Below are 19,486 nucleotides of genomic sequence, written 5' to 3'. Positions count from 1 at the left end.
TGAACCGGCTCTAATCCCAAGGGAGAGGACTCAATAACATAGACCGGAGAGAAATCAGGTTTGCGGATATTCGCTGGCGCGATGCCGAGGCGATCAAATATCCAAACCCCACCCAGCCATCTGGCGGCGATCACAGAAAGGATGACAGGCAAATGGACAATTCCGGTCCCATTGCGGTGTCGAGACGGGGAGTTCTGGCAGGAGGAGCCGCTTCGATGGCGATCGCAACCACGCCCCAGCTCGACGCCGCCCAACCTGTTCCGGCATCGCCCCCGCCTGCGATGCCGGTCTCGTTAGAGGTCAATGGCAAACGCCGCCAGCTCGAGGTGGATACCCGCACAACCTTGCTGGACGTCCTGCGCGATCATCTTCACCTGACCGGCACCAAGAAGGGCTGCGACCATGGGCAGTGCGGCGCCTGCACGGTGATCGTGAATGGTGAGCGCATCAACAGTTGCCTCAGCCTCGCCGTCATGCACGAGGGCGACCGCATCACCACGATCGAAGGCCTGGGCACGCCGGATAAGCTGCATCCGATGCAGGCGGCGTTCGTTAGGCATGACGGCTTTCAATGCGGCTATTGCACGCCCGGCCAGATCTGTTCGGCCGTCGCCGTGCTCGACGAGATCAGGGCCGGCGTTCCGAGCCACGTCACGGCAAGCCTGACCGAAGCGCCGCAGGTCACGAACGCGGAGATGCGCGAACGCATGAGCGGCAATATCTGTCGCTGCGGCGCCTATTCCAACATCCTCGAGGCGATGACCGAAGTCGCAGGAGATGGCGCATGAGGCCCTTCACCTACGAACGCGCGACATCGGCCCGGGATGCTGCGGCGAAGGTTGCGGGCCGGCCCGGCGCCAGGTTCATCGCCGGAGGCACCAACCTGCTCGATCTCATGAAGCTCGAGATCGAGACCCCGACCCACCTGATCGACGTCAACGGCCTAGGTTTCGACAAGATCGAGGATATGCAGGACGGCGGCGTCCGGGTCGGCGCGCTGGTCAGCAACACGGCGCTTGCCTCCCATCCACGCATCCGGCGCGACTATGGCCTGATCAGCCGGGCCACGGTCGCCGGCGCCTCGGGGCAGCTGCGCAACAAAGCGACAACCGCCGGCAATCTGCTCCAGCGGACGCGCTGCTCCTATTTTTATGACACCAACATGCCCTGCAACAAGCGCCAACCCGGTTCGGGCTGCGCGGCGCTCGGCGGCTTCAGCCGCCAGCTCGGCGTGATCGGCATCAGCGACGCCTGCATCGCCACGCATCCGAGCGACATGGCAATCGCGCTGCGCGCGCTCGACGCCTCGGTCGAGACGATCAAGGCGGACGGGTCCACGCGGACGATCCCGATCGCGGACTTCCATCGGCTGCCGGGCAACACGCCCCATATCGAGAATGCGCTGGAGCGGGGCGAACTCATTACCGCCGTCACTCTTCCCCGGCCGATCGGCGGGACACACATCTATCATAAGGTGCGCGACCGGGCGTCCTATGCCTTTGCCCTGATCTCGATCGGGGCGATCATCCAGAAGGACGGGACCGGGCGCGTGGCGGTCGGCGGCGTCGCGCCCAAGCCCTGGCGCGTCGAAGCGGCCGAGGCGGAAATGCCGCAGGGAGCCAAGGCGGTCACCGCGAAGCTCCTCGCCGGCGCGAGGCCCACGCATCACAACGAGTTCAAGCTGACCCTGGTCGAGCGCACGCTCGGCGCGGTGATGGCAGAAGCGAAAGGCTGACCCATGAAGTTCGACACGCCTGCGGGCCAGAACCCCATCGATCAGTTGCGCGTCGTCGGCAAGCCGACCCATCGCATCGACGGTCCGCTCAAGGTGACGGGCACCGCGCCCTATGCCTATGAGCATCACGATGTGGCCCCGAACGCGGCCTACGGCTTCATTGTCGGGGCCGCGATCGCCAAGGGGCGGATCACGTCCATGGACCTTAAATATGCCAAGGCGGCGCCCGGCGTGCTGGCGATTGTCACGGCAGCCGACGCCGGCCCGCTCGGCAAAGGTAAATTCAACACGGCCAAGCTTCTGGGTGGTCCCGAGGTCGATCACTACCATCAGGCGATCGCGATCGTCGTGGCGGAGACCTTCGAGCAGGCCCGCCACGCGGCAAGCCTCATCACCGTACAATATGCGCGGGCGGAAGGACGTTTCGACCTGGCGGCAGCGAAGGACGACGCCGGCCCCTCAGAACCGAGCGCCACGGTCGGCGATTTCGATCAGGCCTATGCCGCCGCGCCCGTCAAGCTTGATGCCACCTATACGACGCCCGACCACAGCCATGCGATGATGGAGCCCTATGCGACCGTCGCGGCCTGGGAGGGCGATCAACTAACCGTCTGGACGTCCAACCAGATGATCGACTGGGGACGGACCGATCTGGCCACCACGCTCGGCATTCCGGCGGAGAAGGTCAGGATGGTGTCGCCCTATATCGGCGGCGGGTTCGGCGGGAAGCTGTTCCTGCGCAGCGAGGCGGTGATGGCAGCACTGGGCGCGCGTGCCGCGAAACGTCCTGTGAAGGTCGCCATGCCGCGCCCCTTCTCGATCAACAACACGACCCATCGCCCGGCAACCATCCAGCTTATCCGGCTGGGTGCGACCCCGGACGGCAAGATCACTGCATTTGCCCATGAAAGCTGGTCGGGCGACCAGCCTGGCGGTGGCCCGGAAGTAGCCGTCCAACAGAGTCGCCTCCTCTATGCGGGTGCCAACCGCCTGATCCGGACGCGGCTTGCGGTACTCGACCTGCCGGAAGGCAATGCCATGCGCGCGCCCGGCGAGGCACCCGGCATGATGGCGCTCGAGATCGCGATGGACGAGATGGCGGAAAAGCTGGGCATGGACCCGGTGGAATTCCGCATCGTCAACGATACCCAGGTCGATCCCGAGAACCCGAGCCGCAAATTTTCGCAGCGCCAGCTCGTCGAATGCCTGCGCCAGGGGGCCGAGCGCTTTGGCTGGAACCGGCGCAATGCGAAGCCCGGCAGCGTGCGCGATGGGCGTTGGCTCGTCGGCATGGGCATGGCCGCCGCCTTTCGCAACAATATGAACTTCACCTCGGGTGCGCGCGTCCGTCTTGGCGACGATGGCATGGTCACGGTCGAGACCGACATGACCGATATCGGCACCGGCAGCTATACGATCATCGCCCAGACCGCGGCGGAGATGATGGGCGTGGACCTCGATCGGGTCGTCGTGCGCCTGGGCGATTCCAATTTCCCTGTCTCCTCCGGATCGGGCGGCCAGTTCGGTGCGAACAGCTCGACCTCGGGCGTCTATGCCGCATGCGTGAAACTGCGCGAGGCGGTCGCGCAGCGTCTCGGCTTCAACGCCAGCGAGGCGACCTTCGCCGATGGCCAGGTTCGCAGCGGCAATCGATCGGTTGCTCTCGCCGACGCCGCCAAGGCCGGCGAGATCGTGGCCGAGGACAGGATGGAATGGGGCGATCTGGAGAAGACCTACCAGCAATCGACCTTTGGCGCGCATTTCGTGGAAGCTGCAGTGGACATGGCGACCGGCGAGACGCGAATCCGTCGGATGCTCGCTGTCGCAGCGGCCGGACGCATCCTCAACCCGATCTCGGCGCGCAGCCAGATGATCGGCGCGATGACCATGGGAGTCGGCGGCGCGCTCATGGAGGAGTTGGCCGTCGACAAGCGCTTCGGCTTTTTCGTCAACCATGATCTCGCCGGCTACGAGGTTCCGGTCCATGCGGACATTCCGCATCTTGAGGTCGTGTTCCTCGACGAAACGGACCCGATCGTGTCTCCGATGAAGGCCAAGGGTATCGGTGAGCTCGGCCTGTGCGGCGTGGGCGCCGCGGTCGCCAACGCTATCTACAATGCCACCGGCGTGCGCGTGCGCGACTATCCGATCACGCTCGACAAATATCTCGATCGTCTGCCGCAGATGGCGTGAGGCTGGGTGTCCGATGAATGCGCAGATAGTTCTCCATTCCGCGCAGTCCAGGTCCTGGTGCATGAGGTTCTGCGCCGTCGCCCAGGCTTTTCCCGCGGGGCGAGGAGAAGGGGGCGATTATTGCCTTACGTTCTCACAAGGGAGCGAAAAATGAATCGGCGTTCGCGTAGAATGCTGGCGCTGGCACTGCCCCTCGTCATCGTGCTCGCGCTGGTGCTACCGATGATGGTCCCGCAGGCCGTCATTGGAAATCAGGTCGAAGCCCAGATGCCTCCGAGGCAGGAATCGAAACGTATGAGCATGACCATGAACATCATCGTCGATGGCACCCCCGTCAAAGCGGTGCTGGAGGATAACCCCACCTCGCGCGATTTCGTCGCGCTGCTGCCCATGACCGTGCAGTTCGAGGATTTTGCGGGGCGCGAGAAGATCAGCCACCTCGCCCCCCGGCGGCTTTCGACCGAAGGCCGGACGACGGACTATGCAGCCAATGTGTGGGACATCACCTATTATGTTCCCTGGGGGAACATTGCCATCTTCTACAAGGGATATGAGCCGTCCCGCGACCTGATCAAGATGGGCAGAATCGTGTCTGGCCAGCAAGCACTGATGCGGAGCGGTTCATTCTCCGCGCGGATCGAGCGCGCGGATTGAGAGGTCCTCGATCACGCTCGACAAATATCTCGACCGCCTTCCTCAGATGACTTGAGGCGGCGCGGCAACACGAACCGATTGGAGCTACTATGGATCCCCGCACAACCGCGCTCGTCCTGATCGAATATCAGAACGACTTCGTGAAGGAGGGCGGCGTCCAGCATGCAGCGGTCCAGGCCGTGATGGAGAGCAGCAACATGCTCGCCAACAGCCTGGCCACCGTCGAAGCCGCGCGTGCCCGGGGCGTCACCATCATGCATGCGCCCATCTCGTTTGCCGAAGGCTATCCCGAGATCCCTGCCGAGCCCTATGGCATCCTCGCGGGCGTGCTTGCGTCGAACGCCTTCCGCAAGGGCAGCTGGGGCGCCCAGATCATCGACGAACTGAGCCCGGTCGAGGGCGATATCGTCATCGAAGGGAAACGCGGGCTCGACTGCTTTGCCAGCACCAATATCGATTTCATCCTGCGTGCCCGCGGCATCACCCATGTCGTGCTGGCGGGGTTCCTGACCAATTGCTGCGTCGAGTCGACGATGCGCTCGGCCTATGAGCGCGGCTATCGCGTGGTGACGCTCACCGACTGCACCGCCGCCCTCAGCGAGGAAGAGCAGCAGATGGCGGTGAGCAAGGACTTCGCGATGTTCTCGCAGCCCATGACGCACGACGCCTTCCTGGCCGCCCTGCAATAGGCTTCCAGCGAGGGTCATCGAATGCATTCAGCTCAGGACATGCTCGACTTCTGCTCCCGCCACGGGATCGTCGCTGCCACCGAAATGGTCCCGGCGCGAGGGGGTGAAGAAGCCTCCGACCGCATGCAGCGCAGCGACGTGAAGTATCAGTTGGTCAACGACAACGCGTCTCTCGCCGGCTGAGCATTGGTCGGCAAATTCGAGTCGCGGCTTCGGCGGTGTCCCGTCGATGACAAAGGCAATATGAAGCAAACGCGCCAAGTCGATTGGAGGAGGAAGGGCTGAAAGGAATGCAATTTCGTCGATCAGACTTCGCCGACCTCAGCTACTTTCTTGAGATCGCCAAGCACCGGAATTTCCGGCGCGCGGGGCTCGAGCTCGGGATCAGCGCATCGGCGCTCAGCCATGCGCTCAAAGGTCTCGAGGAGCGACTTGGCGTTCGCCTCCTCAACCGGACGAGCCGGAGCGTCACCCTGACGGCAGCCGGCGAAGCGCTCCAATCCGCTATCCTTGAGCCGTTCGACGAGATCGGCCGAGCTGTCGACGTCCTCAACCGCTTCCGCGACGCGCCGATCGGCCGCGTCCGGTTGAGCGTGCCGACCGAGGCGGCCGATTATCTCGTGGCGCCGGTGCTGGCCACCTTCCTCGAACGCTATCCGGATGTGGAGATCGAGATTTCGGTCAGCAACCGCATGATCGATGTGATCGACAGCGGCTACGACGCTGGAATCCGATACGGCGGCACCGTGCCCGAAGACATGGTCGCCCAGCGCCTGTCGGCGGACATACGTTGGCTCGTCGTGGCCGCGCCTGCCTATCTGCAACGGTTCGGCACACCCACCCACCCGAACGATCTTCAGGCGCATCGATGCGTGCAGATCCGCACCGGTGACGACCGCATCTACCGATGGGAATTCGAGCGCGGCGACGAGCAGTTGGCCGTGAACGTGCCCGGCGCGCTGACGATCGACCAGGGGCAGGTGGCACTGCCCGCGGTCAAGCAAGGCGCGGGGCTGATGTACCTTGCCGAGCCGATGGTCCGCCAGGCGCTCGAAGACGGCACCCTCTGCACGGTCCTCGACGACTGGGTTTCGGTCGGGCCTGCCTTTCACATCTATTATTCGAGCAGGCGTCAGCTTCCGTCGGCCCTTCGCCTGTTCATCGATCTGGTGCGCGAACTGCGGCCACTTGGCCTGTAGAGACGAAACGCTCCAGTCCGGATCGATGAATTTCATGCATCGTCGCATCCAATCGAGTCCGACTGATCAAAGAGCGCCGTAGCGCCTACGTTCCGGCTGCGGATGTTGCTTCCGCCCTTCAAGCGCCCCGCATTTGACGGCGTGCCAAGCAACCTGAGGAAAGCCATGACGACCCAACTCGCCGGTGTGCCCGACGCATCCTTTTCACGCCCCGCGGCCTGGGGGGCCGTGTTCGCGCTCACCCTTTGCGTCTCGACGCTGATCGCATCCGAATTCATGCCGGTCAGTCTCCTGACGCCGATCGCGTCGGACCTGCAGCTGAGTGAGGGAACTGCCGGTCAGGCGATCTCCGTATCGGGAGTCTTCGCGGTGCTGACGAGTCTCTTCATCTCCTCGGCGACCAGGGGCGTAGACCGGCGCAAGATCCTGCTCGGCCTCACCGTCCTGATGCTGGCGTCCGGATTGGTGGTGGCTTTCGCGCCGAACTTTGCGGTGCTGATGGTGGGACGTGCGCTGTTAGGCGTCGTCATAGGCGGCTTCTGGTCGATGTCCACGGCCACCGTAATGCGGCTGGTGACGGAGAAGGACGTGCCCCGCGCGCTCGCCCTGCTCAATGGCGGCAATGCGCTGGCGACCACCATTGCGGCTCCGCTCGGCAGCTTCCTCGGCCAATATATCGGCTGGCGCGGCGCGTTTTTTGCCGTCGTTCCCCTCGCGGCGATCACGCTTGCCTGGCAGTTCATGAGCCTGCCGCCGATGCCCTCGGACCGCGCCTCTCGCAAGGCCAGCGCGTTCGGTGTCCTTCGTCGCCCGAAAGCGCCGCAAGGCATGCTCGCCGTCACCCTGCTGTTCATGGGACAGTTCGCCCTGTTCACCTATCTGCGGCCCTTTCTCGAGACCGTCACTCAGGTCAATGTGTCCATGCTTTCGTTGATCCTGCTGGTCATGGGCGGTGCGGGCCTGCTCGGCACCTGGCTTATCGGCTTCATCGTGACCAAGCGCCTATCTGCAGCTCTTGTCGGGGCGCCGCTCGCCATGGCGGCCATCGCGCTGGCGCTGACAGCGCTGGGCACAGTACCGGCTGCCGCCACGGTCCTGCTCGCTGGCTGGGGTCTGATCGGCACGGCCGCGCCGGTCGCCTGGTGGACCTGGCTGAGCCGAACCCTGCCGGACGACGCCGAGGCCGGCGGCGGCCTTATGGTCGCTGTCATTCAAATGGCGATCACGCTTGGCGCCGCAGTCGGCGGATATCTCTTCGACAAGAGCGGATATCAGAGCACCTTCCTGACCAGCGCCGTGCTGCTCGGTGGGGCCGCGATCCTCGGCTCGATAAGCTCTCGCAAGGGGGCTTAGCCGTGGCCGGCATGCCGATATCACGCACATCCCCGCGAGCACATCGAGGAGACGGCATGCCTGATCGTCACAATGGCTCGATCCAGGAGCCACTTGATAGCCAACAGACGCAACAGGCGGTCTGATCCCCCGGCATCTCGCCCTTGTCGTCGGCCCTCCGTTTGGCGGCGTGAAGGAGCAGGCGTCGGGTCTCTATGCGCAGCAGATGGCCGAGCGCGGCTTCATCACCTTGGCCCACGACGCCCTACAACGGCGAGAGCGGCGGCCAGCCGCATTTCATCGCCTCGCCGGAAGCCTTCGTCGAGGACTTCAGTGTCGCCGTCGACTTCCTGGGCGTGCATCCTCTGGTGGACCGTAATCGGATCGGCGTCATTGGCATCTGCGGCAGCGGCGGCTTTGCGCGCAGCGCCGCGCAGATCGATTCGAGGATGAAGGCGGTCGCTACGGTCAGCATGTATGACATGGCGCGCGACCGCCGCCAGGGGCCTTGGTGACACGATGTCTGAGGCCGATCGCAGAAAGGCTCTCGAAGAGATCTCCGCGCAGCGCTGGGTCGAAGCCGAGGGGGATGAGAAGAAATACGTCATCGGACGCCGGAAACCGTCACCGCCGACTCACCAGACGTCGCGAAGGAGTTCTATGACTATTGCTGGCATGACGGTGGTTTGGCTGGGCGAGCGGGCCTAATGGCTGTCGCGGGGGAGGCCGGCGGTTTGGGCGAGTTGCTGGAAACCGTCCGCGCCTTCGAGCACGGCACCCGTTTCGAGCTGCGTCACCAAGCGGCGCTGGATCATCTGCCAGGGTGTCTGGCTGCGCGGATAGGCATAGCCGCCGGCGGCGTCGAAGGCGGTGCGGCGTTCGGTCAGTTCCGTGTCACTGACGAGCAGGTCGACGCGCGCGCGGGCGAGATCGATGCGGAGCCGGTCGCCCGAGCGCAGCAGCGCGATATTGCCGCCGACCGCGGCCTCGGGCGAGGCGTTGAGGATCGAGGGCGAGCCCGACGTGCCCGACTGGCGCCCGTCGCCGATGCAGGGCAGCGAATGGATTCCGCGCTCGATCAGATAGGCGGGCGGGCGCATGTTCACCACCTCGGCCGCACCAGGATAGCCGATCGGGCCCGCGCCGCGCATGACGAGGATCGTCCGATCGTCGATGCCCGTCGCCGGATCGTCGATGCGGGCATGATAATCCTCCGGCCCGTCGAACACGACGCAGGGGCCCTCGAACGCATCGGGATCGTCGGGATTGCAGAGATAGCGGCCGCGGAATTCGGGCGAGATCACGCTGACCTTCATCAGCGCGCTGTCGAAGATATTGCCGCGCAGCACGACGAAGCCCGCCGCCTCCATCAGCGGCGCGTCGACCGAGCGGATCACGTCGGGCAGCTTGCTGCGCCGGCCGCGGATATTCTCGCCCACCGTGCGGCCGGTGGCGGTCATGCAGCCTTCGTCGAGCAGGCCGGCCGCGATCAGCTCGCCCATCACCGCCGGCACGCCGCCGGCATGATGATAATCCTCGCCAAGATATTGGCCGGCGGGCTGGAGGTTGACGATCAGCGGCACATCCTGCCCATGTTCCTGCCAGTCGTCGATCGAAAGCTCGACCCCGGCATGGCGGGCAATGGCGGCGAGGTGGATCGGCGCGTTGGTGGAGCCGCCGATCGCCGAATTGACCCGGATCGCATTGAGGAAGGCGCCGCGCGTCAATATGTCGGAGGGCTTCAGATCCTCCTTCACCATCTCCACGATGCGCAGGCCCGTCTGATAGGCGATCTGCGCGCGTTCGCGATAGGGGGCGGGGATCGCGGCCGAGCCCGGAAGCTGCATGCCCAAGGCCTCGGCGAGGCTGTTCATCGTCGTCGCCGTGCCCATGGTATTGCAATAGCCGACCGAAGGCGCGGAGGAAGCGACGAGCTCCATGAAGCCCTTATAGTCGATCTCGCCCGCCGCAAGCATCTGCCGCGCCTTCCAGATGATCGTGCCCGATCCGGTGCGTTCGCCCTCATGCCAGCCATTGAGCATCGGGCCGACCGAGAGCGCGATCGCGGGCAGGTTCACCGTCGCCGCCGCCATCAGGCATGCGGGCGTCGTCTTGTCGCAGCCGATGGTGAGCACGACGCCGTCGAGCGGATAGCCGTAGAGCGTTTCGACCAGGCCGAGATAGGCGAGGTTGCGATCGAGCCCGGCGGTAGGCCGCTTGCCCGTCTCTTGGATCGGATGGACGGGGAATTCGATGGCGATGCCGCCCGCCGTGCGGATGCCCTCGCGCACGCGTTCGGCGAGCACGATATGGTGGCGGTTGCAGGGTGACAGGTCGCTGCCCGTCTGCGCGATACCGATGATCGGCTTGCCCGACTGAAGCTCCTCGGCGGTGAGGCCGTAATTCAGATAGCGCTCGAGATAGAGCGCGGTCATGTCGGGATTTTCCGGCCGATCGAACCAGTCCTGCGATCTCAATCGCCGCGTAGCGGGCTGATCGGACATTGGCATCCCTTCCCTGCGCACTGTTTTCGCGCAGCCGGCTTTCGTGCTGCACATTGATCATATATATAGGACGGATCAGCAGGAAAGCAAAGGGAGAGTTGGATGGCCGAGGCAGGCAATGTCGTTCCGGTGGCGGAGGCGAGCAGGGTCGTCCGCATGGTGATCGTGGGCGTGGGCAAGATCGCGCGCGACCAGCATGATCCGGCGATCGCGGCGGATGACGGCTTCGAGCTGGCGGCGCTGGTGAGCCATTCCGGGAGCGGGCTGCGCGACCTGCCGCGATATGCGACGCTGGGCGATCTGCTGCGCGACGGGCCGCCCGTCGATGCCATCGCGATCTGCACGCCGCCGCAGGTGCGCAGCGCGATCGCGTTGCCCGCGCTCGCGGCGGGGCTGCACGTCATGCTGGAAAAGCCGCCGGCCGCGACGCTTTCCGATTTCGAGCGGCTGCGTGTCGCCGCCGATACCCATGACCGGACGCTCTTCGCCACCTGGCATTCCAGGCATGCGCCGATGGTGGCGGCGGCCAAGGCGTGGCTCGCCGGGCGGCGCATCGCGCGCGGCAAGGTGATCTGGCGCGAGAATGTGCGCCAATGGCATCCGGGTCAGCGCTGGCTGTGGCAGCCGGGCGGGTTGGGGGTATTCGATCCCGGAATCAACGCGCTGTCGATCCTGACCGAAATCTGCCCGGAGATGCTGACGGTGGAGGAAGCCGCGTTCGAGACGCCGGCCAATGCCTTCGCGCCGATCGGCGCGCGGCTGACGCTCCAGTCGGGCGGGGCGGACATAGCGGCCGATTTCGATTTCCGGCAGACGGGCGAGCAGAGCTGGAACATCCATATCGAGACCGATGATGGCGGCACGCTGGCGCTGACCCATGGCGGGTCGCGCCTGTCGATCGACGGGGAGCCCGAGCGCGGCGCGCCCGAGGCTGAGTATCCGGGCGTCTATCGCAGATTCGCGGAGTTGATCGCGGCGGGGCGGTCCGATGCCGATCCGAGCCCGCTCAGGCTGGTGGCCGATGCCTTTCTGATTGCGCGTAACGTGCTGGTGGAGCCGTTCGAGCCCTGATCTATCCGGGCATTCCCTGAAGGGACGGGACCTTCGCATAACTCCTATCATCATGCCGAACTTGTTTCGGCATCCACCCATTATCGGCGTCGGCGCGCTTGGGCGAAGGTCCCGCCTGCGCAGGGATCCATGTCTATCTCCATTTGGGCCGTCATTTGTGGAGAGAGACGTGGAGCCCCGGCCTTGGCCGGGGCGACGTCATTTTTGGGAGGGACGACGGCGCCCGATCACCACCATGTGGTGTAGAGCGCCGTCAGGATGAAGAGCACGCCGAGCGAGGCGAGATTGAAGCCGAGTGGCGTGCCATAGGTCACATCACTGGTCGTCACGCGATTGCTGGCGACATGGGCGGGGCGGGCGAGCGAGACGAGGATGGCGAGCGCCAGCGTCGCGAGGAAGACCACGCCGACCCGATCGATGAAGGGCAGTTCCGGCATCATGAGCTTGAAGGCCAGCGACAGGAGGAAGGAGCCTATCGCGGCGGCAAGCGCACCGCCCTCGGTCGCGCGCTTCCAGAAAAGGCCGAGCAGGAAGATGACGGTGATGCCCGGCGTGAAGAAGCCGGTATATTCCTGAATGAACTGGAAGGCCTGATCGAAGGAACCGAGCAGCGGCCGCGCGGTCAGCACGGCGAGGATCACGGCGACGACGGCGGTGATCCGGCCCGTCAGCACCAGCTGCCGCTCGCTGCGCACGCCGGCGCGCTTGTTCCAGATGTCGAGCGTGAAGATGGTCGCGATCGAATTGATCTTGGAGGCGGTGGAGGCGACGATCGCGGCGACGAGCGCGGCGAACACCAGCCCCAATATGCCCGGCGGCAGCAGGCGCATCATCGTCGGATAGGCTTCGTCGGGCCGGGCGAGGCCGGGCGCCAGCAGCACCGCGGCAATGCCGGGCAGGACGATGATGGCCGGCATCAGCAGCTTGAGATAGGCGGCGAAGGCCACGCCGCGCTGCGCTTCGCGCAGGCTTTTCGCGGCGAGCGCGCGCTGAATGATATATTGGTTGAAGCCCCAATAGCTGAGATTCATGATCCACAGGCCGCCGATCAGCACCGATATGCCCGGCAGATCCTTGTAGAAGGGATTGTCGCGCGAGAGGATCATGTCGAAATGATCGGGCACCCGGGCGGTGAGCGCCGCAAAGCCGCCGGCTATGCCCTGATCACCGCCAATCTCGTTCAGCGTGAGCCCCGAGACGAGCAGCCCGCCGAGGATCAGCAGCGTCACCTGCACGATATCGGTGAGCGCCACCGCCTTCAGCCCGCCATAGAGCTGGTAGAGGAGCGCGAAGGCGCCGAGGATGACGAGCGCCATGTCCTGATCGATGCCGGCGATGCGATGGACCGCGATCGAGCCGAGCCAGATGATCGAGGTGAGGTTCACGAAGACATAGAGGCCCAGCCAGAATATCGCCATCAGCGTGCGGATGCGCGGGCCGTAACGCTGCTCCAGAAACTGGGGCATGGTGTAGATTTCGTTGCGTAGGAAGATCGGCAGGAAATATTTGCCGACGATCAGCAAGGTCAGCGCCGCCATCCATTCATAGGAGGCGATGGCGAGCCCGATGGCGTAGCCCGATCCCGACATGCCGACAATCTGTTCTGCGGAGATGTTGGCCGCGATCAGCGACGCGCCGATCGCCCACCAGGGCAGGGATTTCGACGCAAGGAAATAATCCTTCGTATCCTTCTGCTCGCCGGATTTGCTGCGGGATACCCATTGGGCGAGCCCGAAAATGCCGATGGCATAAACGATAAGCACGACGATATCGACGGTGGCAAGCTGCATCAGGATCCTCCTCGCACGATGCGCTTGCCCGGTCTTCGAAGCCCTTGAGGGGCCTGGCCGGTGTTGAACGGCATCGACTTTGCGCTGTCATTCCAGCATGACCTATTTATAATATCATTCAGACTTGTCTACCGATAGTTCGCATGCGCAGCGGGTGGATGCGGAGGGAGGATGCCGATGGTGGAATATATCTGGCCGCTCGGCGCGGCGCTGGGCGAGGGGCCGCTCTGGGACGCGCGATCGGCCACTTTATGGTTCACGGACATCAAGAAGGGGCGGGTCCATCGCCTCGATCCGGCGAGCGGCCAGCGCGATACGTTCGAGCTGGGTGGGCAGCCGGGCTTCATCGTGCCGAGCGACGATGGCGGATTCGTCGTCGGCCGGGGGCATGAGCTGCTGCGATTCGATGGGACCGCGCTCGACGCCGAACCGCTGGCGACGGTCGAGATGGCGGCAGGCAACAGGCTGAACGACGCGGTGGTCGATTCGGCCGGGCGGCTATGGTTCGGATCGATGGATGATGGCGAGACCAGCCCGAGCGGTGCGGTCTATCTGTTCGATCGCGGACGGCTCGCGCGCGCGGGTGGCGAATGCGTCATCACCAACGGGCCGACCGTGACCGGCGACGGCCGCTATGTCTATCATGTCGATACGCTGGGGCGGACGATCTGGCGTTTCGACATATCGGCGGGCGATGAGCTGCGCGACGGCAGCGTCTTCGCCCGGATCGACCCCGCCGACGGCACGCCCGACGGGGTGACGATCGATGCGGAGGATCATGTCTGGGTGGGCCTGTGGGGTGGCTGGCAGGCGCGCCGCTATGCACCCGACGGCAGCCTTGTGCAGACCGTGGAGCTGCCCTGCGCCAATGTCACCAAGCTGGCGTTCGGCGGCGCGGATCTGAAGACCGCCTATGTGACCACCGCGCGTATCGGCCTCACCCCCGCCGAACTGGAGGCGCAGCCGGAGGCGGGCGGCCTCTTCGCCTTTTCTGTCGATGTGCCGGGCGTGCCCTCCGGCATCCTCGCGCTCGGGGGCGGGCGATGAGCGGGCCCGGCGAGGTGATCCTCGGCGACTGGGGGACCAGCCGCCTGCGCCTGTTCCGCATGCGCGGGGAGGAGATTGTCGACCGTGCCGACGGGCCGGGCATCGGCGCGCTGAACGGCACGCCGGCAGCCGCGCTGGTCGCGGCGGTGGCACCCTGGCGGGGCGAGGGGGCCATGTCCGTCACTTTGTGCGGCATGGTCGGATCGCGCAACGGGCTGGTCGAAGTGCCCTATGCCGCTTGCCCCGCAACGCTTGCCGAATGGCGCGAGGCGACGCTGTCGCTGTCGATCGAGGGGCTCGACATCATGATCGCGCCGGGCCTCAAGACCCGCAACTGGCTGGGCGCGCCGGACGTGATGCGCGGCGAGGAGACGCAGATATTCGGCGCGATCGCGGGCGATCCGGCGCTGGGGCGGGGGCGCCATCTAATTGTGTTGCCGGGCACGCACAGCAAATGGGCGGCGATTGTCGATGGACGGGTCGAGCGCTTCCATACTTTCCCCACGGGCGAGTTTTTCGCCCTGTTGCGCGACCATTCGACGCTGGCGCGCGCGGGCGCGCGGGAGGAGGGGCGCGATGAGGGCTTCGACACCGGTCTTGCCCGCAGCGCGGAATTTGATGGCCTGCTCGCCGCGATCTTCGAGGCGCGATCGGCGCAGTTGCTCGACGGGCGCAGCCATGGCTGGGCGCTGGGCTATCTTTCCGGCCTGCTCCTCGGCCATGAGGCGGGCGAGGGGCTGCGGCTGCTCGGCGACCGGCCCGAGCGGATCCTGATGATCGGCGATCCGGGGCTGACCGCGCTCTACCGCCGCGCCTTCGCCGCGCGCGGCATCCAGACGCTCGACCTCGATGGCAATGGCTGCTCGATCGCGGGCCTCATCGCATTGCAATCCTCAGGCAAGGAGTCCCACTGATGCGTATCGACGAACTTCTCGCCACCGGAACGCCGCCGGTCGTCGCCATATTGCGGGGCATCAGGCCGGAGGAGGTGGTGGCGGTCGGCCAGGCGCTGGTCGCGGCGGGCATCCGCCTGATCGAAGTGCCGCTGAACTCGCCCGATCCGCTCGACAGCATCGCCCTGCTGGCGGAAAGCTGCGGCAGCGAGGCGCTGGTGGGCGCGGGCACGGTGCTCGATCCGGCATCGGTCGATGCGGTCGCGGGCGTCGGCGGCAGGCTGCTCGTCACGCCCAATATCAATGCGGCGGTGATCGCCCGGGCGGTCGAGAAGGGAATGGAGCCGCTGCCCGGCTTCATTACCCCAAGCGAGGCCTTCACCGCCATTTCGGCGGGCGCCACGCGGCTCAAGCTGTTCCCTGCGGCGAGCCTGGGGCCGGCCTATCTGAAGGCGGTGCGCGAGATATTGCCCGCGCATGTGAAGAGTTGGGCGGTGGGCGGCACGGGTGCGGCCAATCTGGGCGACTGGCTGGCGGCGGGCGCGGAAGGGATCGGCGTCGGTGGTGCGCTTTACCGTCCGGGCGATACGGCGGCCCTTGTGGGCGAGCGCGGACGGCAGCTCGTCGAAGCATGGCGGGCGACCATGGCGTGACAGTTGTCGGATAGATATTATGATGCCGTAGGACTGGCCGATCATGGCACTGACCGAGGAAACGGCATGAACAAGCTACAGACATCCGATGTGCGCGACGCGCTCGGCCGTAATCTCACCCACGGCATGCTGGACGCGCTCGGCCGCTCCATCGTTACGGGAAGCTATGATGACAAGTCCTTCCCGACTGAAGCGGAACTCGCCCGCCAGCATGCCGTCAGCCGTTCGGTGACGCGCGAGGCGGTCAAGATGCTGACCGCCAAGGGCCTGCTGAGCCAGCGGCCGCGCCAGGGGACGAGCATCCAGCCGGTCGCGTCCTGGAACCTGTTCGATACGGACGTGCTGCGCTGGCTGCTCGAGCGCAAATTCTCGCTTGGGCTGCTGCGCCAGTTCACCGAGCTCAGGCTCGCGGTCGAGCCCGGTGCGGCAGCGCTGGCGGCAACCGCCGCCGACCAGGAGGGGCTTGATGCGATCGCGGACGGATTCCGGCGGATGGAGGCGGCCGAGCGCGGGCAGGATGATCCGCTCCAGTCCGACATCGCCTTTCATGTCGCGATTTTGCGCGCGTCGGGCAATCCTTTCTACAATCAGTTTCGGGATATGGTGGCGACCGCGCTGCAGACGTCGATCCGCTTCACCAATCGCTACAAGGGCCATACGGCGAGCCTGCCCGCGCATGAGAAGGTGATGAAGGCGATCGTTGCGCGCGATCCGGCGGCGGCGGGCGAGGCGATGCGGACCATCATCGCCGATGTGCTCGCTTTGATCCATCAGGCCGAGGCTGAAGTCGGCAACTGAAAAACAAAGCCGCCGCGTTCCGGGAGGAACGCAGCGGCAGGCCAGGGTGCGCCAGCAGGAGAGGGCGGGACGCTCCCCGGGAAGAGGGTGGCCGCGGATCCCTTGGGGCGGGACCCGCGGCCGGAAATCAGAAGCTGGCGCGGACGCCGACGGTGATCCGCCGGCCCGTATCCTCCAGCGTCAGCAGCCGCTCCTCGAACGACTGATAGGCGCGCGACTTGGCGTTGGTGACGTTCAGCATCTCGCCATAGAGCGTCAGGTTGGGCGTGAACTTGACGCTCGCGGTGACGTCATACTGGCCATAGGCGCCGACATTCTCCGGCTGGCCCTGCGCGCCGAAGGTGCGGCGGAGGAATTTGGCGCGCCAGTTGTACGCGCCGCGCAGCTGGATCGGCCCCTTTTCGTAGAAGGCGACGACATTGGCGGAGTCGGACAGGCCCTCGACATTGAACACCTGGGCGGCAAGGCTGGGATCGAATGCGACCGAGCTTTCGACCTTGGTGTAGTTGGCCGAGAAGCCGAGCCCATCGAACGGCGCCGGCAATATGTCGAACGTATATTGCACGGCGGCCTCGAAACCATAGATTTCGGCCGATTCCGCGTTGGTCGGACGCGTGTCGAGGAAGGTGTAGCCGAGGATCTGGCGCGGCCGCGTGACCAGCGAGACGAAATTGTCGACCTTCTTGTAGAAGCCCGCAATGCTCGCATAGCTCGTCCGGCTGAGGAAATAATCCAGCCCCAGATCGGCATTCCAGGCGAGATAGGGCTTCAGCGCCGGATTGCCGCCCGAGGAGAAGAAGGAGGCCGGCGGACGAACCGTGAAGCTTTCGTTGAGCGACAGGTTGGTGAGCGTCGGCCGGGTGAGCGTGCGCGAGCCCGCCACGCGGACGACCAACTCGTCGGTGAGATTCAGGCGGAAGGTCGCCGACGGCAGCAGATAGTTGTAATTATTGGTTGCCGTGACGGGGATCGGCGGCGTCAGGAAATAATCGAGCTGCGTCGCATCGCCCGGAAGTTGGATAATCGACGAGATCTGTTGTGACGCGCCGCTCGCCTTGAGATCGGTATAGACCCAGCGCACGCCCGCCGCCGCGCTCCACGGCATGTCGCCCAGGCTGCCCTCGAATTCGCTCTGAACATAGGCGGCATAGCTGTTCTCGCGCACCTTGCCCGAGGCAGCGGGATTGATCACGCCGCGAAAAGTGCCGCCATTGGCGGCGATCAGCGCGCGGAAGAGCGCTTCCGCCTGCGGATTGCCCTTCTGCGTGATCGCTGCGTCGCTGTTATAATAAGAAACGAGCTGATTATAGTCGAAGTTCAGCCATTGCGTCGGGGCGCCCGGGCTGCCGAGGAAGCTGCCGGCGTCGAAGGTGCTGGTGAGCCCCGAGGGAAGCGTCGCGAAATAGCCGCAGTAGAAGCAGAGAATGCCCTGCGGCGTGGAATAGTCGCTGATCTTCTTGGTCCGCTGCGAGGCGAGGCCACCGAAGCGGACGCGGCGCAGCGTGCCGTCAAATTCCTGGACGCCGTCGATCCGGAATTGGCCGATCTGATCGGACACATTGTCGCCGCTCTGCAGGCCGAAATGGCCGCGGAGCTGCGACGTATCGGTCGTCGAGATGACGTTGGAGACGAGCGGCGTCGGTTCGTCCGGGCGCAATTCCCAGACGGGGTTCAGGCCGGTGTTGCGCGCACCGATCACGAAGAAGGGCGTGGCGCCGCCGCCCTTGTTGGTCGCGCGCGAATAGGAGGCGTCGGCCGTGATCGTGGTGCGATCGGACGGCGTCCATTCGGAGTTGAGCGCGACCTGATAGGTGCGCGCATTGCGCGGGTTGGTCGTCACGACATGGTCGGTCGCGAGGCTGCCCGTATTGCCGCGTACGAAGCGGGTGACGGTGCCATTCTCATTCGCGGTGGCGGAAATGATGTCGGCGGGGTCGGTGAAATAGGCAAGAAAGTTCGTCTGCGAGTCGATCTTATACTGGGTGTAGAGGCCGTCGAGCTTAAGCTTCAACTGATCGGACACGACCCAGTCGATGGCGAGCGTGCCGCCGATCCGCTCGCGCGAGCTTTCGTCGATGACGTGCTCTGCAGTGCGCGGCACGGCGACATTGGCGAGATCGACGACACTATCCTTATTGTAATCGAGATTCTGGCCTGTCATCCAGCCGCCGGTACCATAGCGCTGAATCCGGGCATCGCGCTTGTCATAGACGAGGCTGAGCAGTGCGCCGAAAGTGCGATCCTCATTGCTCTGGCTGAGCAGTACCGAGGCGGTCGGCGTCACATTCTTCGATCCGCTGTCATATTTGCCGCCGGCGTTTCCGGCGAAGACGAAGCCGGCACGATCGAGCGGCCGGGCGGTGCGGACGATGACGGTGGAGCCGATGCCGCCTTCCTGGAAATTGGCCGCCGAGGATTTGTAGACATCGGCACCCGCGATCAGCTCGGACGGCAATATGTCGAAGCTGAATTCGCGGCCATTATTGTCGGTGGCGAGGATGCGGCCGTTGAGCAGCACCGTGTTGAATTCGGGGCCGAAGCCGCGCACCGTGATGAAGCGGCCCTCGCCTTGCGAACGGTCGATCGAGACGCCGCTGATGCGCTGGAGCGATTCCGCGACATTCTGGTCGGGGAACTTGCCCATATCCTCCGCAGCGATCGAATCGACGACGCCGAGCGTTTCGCGCTTGATGTCCAGCGCGCGGCCGAGGCTGGCGCGCGTGCCGGTGACGATGATTTCCTGTGCCTCGCCCTCGGTGACCGTCGCCTGCGCGGCGGGCTCCTCGGGCTGCGGTGCGGTCTGCGCCAGGGCCGGCGTGGCGGTCAGGCTGGTGCAGAGCAGGAGTGAACGGAGCAGATCGCTTCTCTTAACACGCATAAATATCCTCCCCATCGCCTTCGCGGGCGATTGTTCACGTCATGGGTTAT

General features: G+C 65.1%; 17 protein-coding genes. 14 read left to right on the top strand and 3 right to left on the bottom strand.

Annotated elements, in window-relative coordinates; translation table 11 throughout:
- The first annotated feature begins 152 nt into the window (after positions 1–152).
- From paoA to CLG96_RS18920, 9 genes are all read left to right on the top strand, one after another.
- Positions 153–788 carry an aldehyde dehydrogenase iron-sulfur subunit PaoA gene (gene paoA / locus CLG96_RS02925; RefSeq protein ID WP_107966336.1) on the top strand — a complete coding sequence of 212 codons (636 nt, stop codon included), beginning with the start codon at positions 153–155 and terminating at the stop codon, positions 786–788.
- Entirely contained in the window at positions 785–1,735 is a 951-nt protein-coding gene (locus CLG96_RS02920) for an FAD binding domain-containing protein (protein ID WP_107966335.1), read from the top strand. The genes paoA and CLG96_RS02920 overlap by 4 nt, the downstream gene beginning before the upstream one ends.
- 3 nt (positions 1,736–1,738) lie before the next feature.
- Positions 1,739–3,928, top strand: a complete 2,190-nt coding sequence (gene paoC / locus CLG96_RS02915) for an aldehyde oxidoreductase molybdenum-binding subunit PaoC (protein WP_107966334.1) — start codon at positions 1,739–1,741, stop codon at positions 3,926–3,928.
- A 171-nt stretch (positions 3,929–4,099) separates the two neighbouring features.
- Entirely contained in the window at positions 4,100–4,582 is a 483-nt protein-coding gene (locus CLG96_RS02910) for a cyclophilin-like fold protein (protein ID WP_207796537.1), read from the top strand.
- A gap of 89 nt (positions 4,583–4,671) precedes the next feature.
- Positions 4,672–5,271 carry a cysteine hydrolase family protein gene (locus tag CLG96_RS02905; RefSeq protein WP_107966333.1) on the top strand — a complete coding sequence of 200 codons (600 nt, stop codon included), beginning with the start codon at positions 4,672–4,674 and terminating at the stop codon, positions 5,269–5,271.
- 21 nt (positions 5,272–5,292) lie between these two features.
- Entirely contained in the window at positions 5,293–5,454 is a 162-nt protein-coding gene (locus CLG96_RS18600; protein ID WP_165799497.1) for a hypothetical protein, read from the top strand.
- A gap of 107 nt (positions 5,455–5,561) precedes the next feature.
- Positions 5,562–6,470, top strand: a complete 909-nt coding sequence (locus tag CLG96_RS02900) for a LysR family transcriptional regulator (protein ID WP_107966800.1) — start codon at positions 5,562–5,564, stop codon at positions 6,468–6,470.
- 165 nt (positions 6,471–6,635) lie between these two features.
- A complete protein-coding gene (locus CLG96_RS02895; RefSeq protein WP_107966799.1) occupies positions 6,636–7,823 on the top strand; it encodes an MFS transporter in 1,188 nt (395 codons plus the stop codon).
- 194 nt (positions 7,824–8,017) lie between these two features.
- Positions 8,018–8,317 (top strand): alpha/beta hydrolase, encoded by a 300-nt coding sequence (locus CLG96_RS18920; RefSeq protein ID WP_207796536.1) that lies wholly within the window; start codon positions 8,018–8,020, stop codon positions 8,315–8,317.
- Between the two features lie 189 nt (positions 8,318–8,506).
- On the opposite strand, the gene CLG96_RS02885 is transcribed toward CLG96_RS18920, so the two are convergent.
- The gene (locus CLG96_RS02885; protein ID WP_107966332.1) at positions 8,507–10,306 is read right to left on the bottom strand and encodes an IlvD/Edd family dehydratase; all 1,800 of its coding nucleotides are present in this window, start codon (positions 10,304–10,306) and stop codon (positions 8,507–8,509) included.
- A gap of 102 nt (positions 10,307–10,408) precedes the next feature.
- Here CLG96_RS02885 and CLG96_RS02880 point away from each other — a divergent pair, with 102 nt between their 5' ends.
- The gene (locus CLG96_RS02880) at positions 10,409–11,377 is read left to right on the top strand and encodes a Gfo/Idh/MocA family protein (RefSeq protein WP_107966331.1); all 969 of its coding nucleotides are present in this window, start codon (positions 10,409–10,411) and stop codon (positions 11,375–11,377) included.
- Positions 11,378–11,604: 227 nt separating this feature from the next.
- Here the strand turns inward: CLG96_RS02880 and CLG96_RS02875 are convergent, their stop codons facing one another.
- Complete coding sequence (locus tag CLG96_RS02875) at positions 11,605–13,167, bottom strand: sodium/sugar symporter (protein ID WP_107966330.1); 1,563 nt, start codon at positions 13,165–13,167, stop codon at positions 11,605–11,607.
- Between the two features lie 177 nt (positions 13,168–13,344).
- Here CLG96_RS02875 and CLG96_RS02870 point away from each other — a divergent pair, with 177 nt between their 5' ends.
- The 4 genes from CLG96_RS02870 to CLG96_RS02855 all read left to right on the top strand — a co-directional run bounded on the left by CLG96_RS02870 (position 13,345) and on the right by CLG96_RS02855 (position 16,558).
- Positions 13,345–14,214, top strand: coding sequence for an SMP-30/gluconolactonase/LRE family protein (locus CLG96_RS02870; protein WP_243395577.1), 870 nt, complete (start codon positions 13,345–13,347; stop codon positions 14,212–14,214).
- On the top strand, positions 14,211–15,128 hold the full coding sequence (locus CLG96_RS02865) for a 2-dehydro-3-deoxygalactonokinase (protein WP_107966328.1): 918 nt from the start codon (positions 14,211–14,213) through the stop codon (positions 15,126–15,128). Before CLG96_RS02870 ends, CLG96_RS02865 begins: the two co-directional genes overlap by 4 nt.
- Positions 15,128–15,760: a 2-dehydro-3-deoxy-6-phosphogalactonate aldolase gene (locus CLG96_RS02860; protein ID WP_107966327.1), complete on the top strand. Its 633-nt coding sequence runs from the start codon at positions 15,128–15,130 to the stop codon at positions 15,758–15,760. Before CLG96_RS02865 ends, CLG96_RS02860 begins: the two co-directional genes overlap by 1 nt.
- Positions 15,761–15,826: 66 nt before the next feature.
- Entirely contained in the window at positions 15,827–16,558 is a 732-nt protein-coding gene (locus tag CLG96_RS02855; RefSeq protein WP_107966326.1) for a FadR/GntR family transcriptional regulator, read from the top strand.
- Positions 16,559–16,685: 127 nt separating this feature from the next.
- Here the strand turns inward: CLG96_RS02855 and CLG96_RS02850 are convergent, their stop codons facing one another.
- On the bottom strand, positions 16,686–19,436 hold the full coding sequence (locus tag CLG96_RS02850; protein ID WP_165799496.1) for a TonB-dependent receptor: 2,751 nt from the start codon (positions 19,434–19,436) through the stop codon (positions 16,686–16,688).
- Between the last annotated feature and the right edge of the window lie 50 nt (positions 19,437–19,486).

Source organism: Sphingomonas oleivorans, assembly GCF_003050615.1.
Classification (GTDB): domain Bacteria; phylum Pseudomonadota; class Alphaproteobacteria; order Sphingomonadales; family Sphingomonadaceae; genus Sphingomonas_H; species Sphingomonas_H oleivorans.
This window is presented reverse-complemented; position numbering and strand designations above follow the sequence as displayed.